This window comes from uncultured Subdoligranulum sp., assembly GCF_937890665.1.
Map to the genome: position 1 here is coordinate 1 of NZ_CALADU010000316.1, position 4,187 is coordinate 4,187.

Genomic DNA, 4,187 nt, shown 5'->3' on the forward strand with positions numbered 1-4,187 from the left:
TTCCACCACTATTCTCTCATACCTGTCTACCCGGTCCCACGTTTGACGCTTACGTTTTACACAACTTCCGGCTTGGCGGGGAAGAGGGAGATTATTCTAATTATAAATGTCTGTTGCGTTCAAGAAGCAAATGTGATAAACTTTTTATATATAAGTAGAGTTATAAGTGGGAGTGCTGTCTTTCTGCAAATATCCCGCTCTTATGCGAAATACCCTTAAAAGGTGTACAAAACTATCATGCCTCGCAAAGAGGAGGAAAAAATGGATAAGATCAGTGTGATCGTTCCGGTCTATAATGTGGAAGAATATTTGGAACGTTGCGTTCGCTCGATTTGCAATCAAACGTATTCGAATCTGGAAATTTTGCTGGTGGATGACGGAAGTACAGACAACAGCGGAAAATTGTGCGATACGCTTTCCCGACAGGACTCTCGTATTCGGGTGCTACATAAAGCAAATGGGGGATTGTCCGACGCGCGCAATGTTGGAATGGATGCTGCGGTAGGGCAGTACATAGCGTTTGTGGACAGCGATGATTGGATCGATCCCTATATGCTGGAACTTTTGCATAATCTTTGTGTTACATATGGCGCTGAAATTTCTGAATGCAGTTATCGCAATATATATGCGGATTATGTAAGAGAAGAAACTTTGTGTAGTGGACAAATTTTGGAAGCAACACCCGTTGAAGCGATTGCAGGCAACTTGAATTGGAAATGTTTCAAACCGGTTGCGTGGAACAAACTTTATCGTGCAGATATTGCCGAAGGCATTCGCTATCCAGTGGGACGTCTGCATGAGGACGAATTTACGACGCATAAGTTTTATTTGGCTGCTCAGAAGATTGTTTACGCGGATATTTCTGCGTACAATTACGATCACAAGCGAGAGGACAGTATTACAGCATCTTTCCGGCTGAACAATCTTGATAGCTGCCAAGCATTCCACGAAAAGGTGCATCTTGTTTGGGAAAGACCTGAATTGGCGGCGCTTGACAAAAAAATGTGCAGTGTGTACTGCTATACATTGTTCACTTCGTTGTCAAAATGTGTTGCGAATGATCTGCATGGAGAAAAAGTGGAGCAGACGATTCAAATTGCCTTGCAAGATCGACCGGAGCTGGAACGGCATGGGATTGATGAGATTTACCAGAGGTGCCTTGGCGAGTTGGAGCAAAATGGTTTGAATGCTTGTGTTCGCATGTGGGATGCAGCGCAAAATGGTGCGTAAGGAGTAAATAGAAATGAAGAATCACGGACTGGTCAGTATTATCGTTCCGGTCTATAATGCAGATAAATGGCTGGGATATTGTTTGAATGCACTAATGGCACAGACATACCCCTGGTTTGAAGCGGTTTTGGTTAATGATGGCAGCACGGACTCATCTCTGGATATTTGCAACCAATATGAACAATTGGATCCGCGCTTTCATGTTGTTACTGTCGAAAATGGCGGGGTCAGCCGGGCTCGCAATATAGGAATAGCCCAAGCGATGGGAGACTGGCTTTGCTTTGTAGACAGCGATGACGTTGTGGCACCGAATATGCTGGAGGAACTTGTTGAGGCGGCGACTCGCACCGGGATGGAGTTGGTGATCGGGAACAAACTGGTGGTGGATTTTTCTGCCCCGAAGGCTGATCACAGGCTATTGACAGCACGCTGGCTTGGTTTAGGTGAGCATGTTTTAGGAAGAGATGATTTTGCCCGGCAGCGTATGCGGTTAATTTGGCATAGTGCTCTGTTGGAAGATTTGCTGGGAAAATTATATAGTCGGGAACTGTGGAACAAGCTGCAATTGCAGTTGCCTCCGGAACTTTCGCTGGGGGAAGATTTTGTCGCCAACATGACGTATTATGACGCCTGTAACGGGGTCGTGTTTTTGGACAAAATCGTATATTATTATAATCGAATTACAGGATCAGGCTCATTGACGGATCGATACCGGCCGGATTTATTTGAAAATAAGATGTATTTGGTGCGGCAACTGCTGATGCACCTGGGGCCGAAAGAAAAACAAAGCCAAGAAGAGTGGGCCTGCTTCTGTAATTATGTGGCGTCTTCCGGTCTTCGGAGCATGCAGGAAACGGCGGTGACTTCTCAGTTACGTGATGATAATGAGCGCGTTGCTTTGCTTCAAAAAATGATGGAAGATTCGCTGTTCCGCCAAGGATGTGAAGAAGCAGACTGGGTACCTAAAGAATTTGAAACTGTAAAGAAAGATGTGATTGCGCGTAAACCACGTAAGGCGTTAGAGCATCTTCGCAGTGGAAATAAGAGCAAAGAAAAGCGGAAAAACTCACAGAGAAGTGCGGTTATCGTACGATTGAAAAAAGAGGTAAAGCGTGGGTTGCAGGGCATGTTGAGACCCATGCAGCGCGTGGTTCGATACTGTAGCCGCCTGCAGACGGCGGAGTTAAACCAAGGACTGACGGATTTAAAACGCGGGGTCGCAGAACTAAAATGGAGCGCAAAGGAGCAAAAATCCGGTCAAGAAATCTTAGAAAGTAAGATTACAGAATGTAGAGATATTCTTGCACAGCAACAACAAGCTATAAATAGGTTAAAGGATGAAGAAAGCAAGTTTTATGTGTGGCAGCAACAAACATATATCCAACAGCAGGTATCTGAGCTGCGCCAAAAGAAAAAGGCAATCATGATTGCCACTGCTGAGCACCAAAACATTGGTGATGCAGCTATTACACTGGCAGAACAGGATATTCTGCGTCGCTATTTTCCAGACTATTATCAGGTGGAATTTTCAACTTACGAGGTAGAGCGCAAGTATGATTTTTTGCAGGCAATTATTAATGCCGAAGACATTTTTATTATGAATGGCGGGGGAAATTTAGGTAGTTTGTATCCGGCGGAAGAAGAACTTCATCGCCGAATCGTGACAGATTTCCCCAATAATCAGGTAATTATTTTGCCGCAGAGTATCTTTTTCTCGGAGGATGACTTTGGGCGGCAGCAGTTGGATCTTTCGCAGCAGGTATATAACAATCATAGAAAACTGACTATTTTTGCACGTGGTGCGGAAAGTTATGCGTTTGCATGTAAGCACTTTCCTAATGCTCATGCGGCGCTTATGCCGGATATGGCTTTTGCGCTGAAAAGAAATTATGGATTTAAGCGGTCAGGTGTTTTGGCTTGTTTGCGGACAGATGATGAGCGTGTGCTGTCGGTGACGAGTGAGCAAATTTTGGATATGATTAAGACGGTAGATCCCAAAGCTGAATGCCGTACCAATATAGCGCCAAAAGACATCTCGCGAGTGGATCGAGCTGCTGTGGTTAATGCCGAATTGCAGTGTTATGCTCATAGCCAAGTGGTTGTTACAGATCGGTTGCATGGGATGCTGTTTGCAGTTGTGACGGGTACTCCCTGCGTGGTGCTGGATAGTTTGACAGGTAAGAGCCGTGATGTATATGAAACGTTCTTGAAAGACTCCAATGCGGTTTGGTATCTTGGGGGGCACACAGATAAACTGGTCCAAACTGTGCAACAAGCACTGACGGTTGAGGAGCCACACTATCCGGTGTTTGAAAGAAACCTTTTTGATGCATTAAAAAACATTGTGGAAACAAATGACAATCTTGTATAGTAAAGATATATCCTGCCGATCGGGGCGGGGAAAGGAAAGTGGGTTTCGATGGCGATCAAGATAAAGCACTATATTGACTGCTATATTCCAGTTACAACGTGTAATCTTCGTTGCAGCTATTGCTATGTTGCACAGCAAGGTCTCTTTAGGCAAGAAGTTCCGCGTTTTGAGCATTCTCCAAAAGACATCCGCGAGGCGCTGTCTGTGAAAAAAATGGGGAGCTGCGTTTTAAACCTTTGTGCAGGGGGAGAAACACTGATCCCAGAAGAAGTTGTTCAAATCGTACGTGAATTATTAGAAGAAGGTCACTTTGTCTCAGTGGTGACAAATGGTATTCTCACACATCGCTTTGAGGAATTGGCGGCCTTTCCACGAGAACTTCTTGAACATCTGTTTATCAAATTTTCTTTTCACTATCTCGAACTTAAGAGGCTCAATTTATTTGAAACCTACTTTGCTAATATTAAAAGGATGCAGCAGGCGGGAGCCTCCTTTACGGTGGAGATGACACCATGTGATGAAGAAATCCCCCTTATTCCTGAAATAAAGCAGGTTTGCATGGAAAATCTGGGAGCGCTGTGCCATG

At 44.6% G+C, this 4,187-nt stretch carries 3 protein-coding genes; all 3 read left to right on the plus strand.

Annotated features, from left to right (window positions below; translation table 11 throughout):
* Positions 1-261 precede the first annotated feature (261 nt).
* Positions 262-1,230 carry a glycosyltransferase gene (locus tag Q0526_RS18070; protein WP_298736748.1) on the plus strand — a complete coding sequence of 323 codons (969 nt, stop codon included), beginning with the start codon at positions 262-264 and terminating at the stop codon, positions 1,228-1,230.
* A gap of 13 nt (positions 1,231-1,243) precedes the next feature.
* Positions 1,244-3,601, plus strand: a complete 2,358-nt coding sequence (locus Q0526_RS18075; RefSeq protein ID WP_298736751.1) for a glycosyltransferase — start codon at positions 1,244-1,246, stop codon at positions 3,599-3,601.
* A 48-nt stretch (positions 3,602-3,649) separates the two neighbouring features.
* Positions 3,650-4,187, plus strand: a 538-nt coding sequence (locus Q0526_RS18080; RefSeq protein ID WP_298736753.1) for a radical SAM protein, incomplete at its 3' end; no start/stop codon positions are given.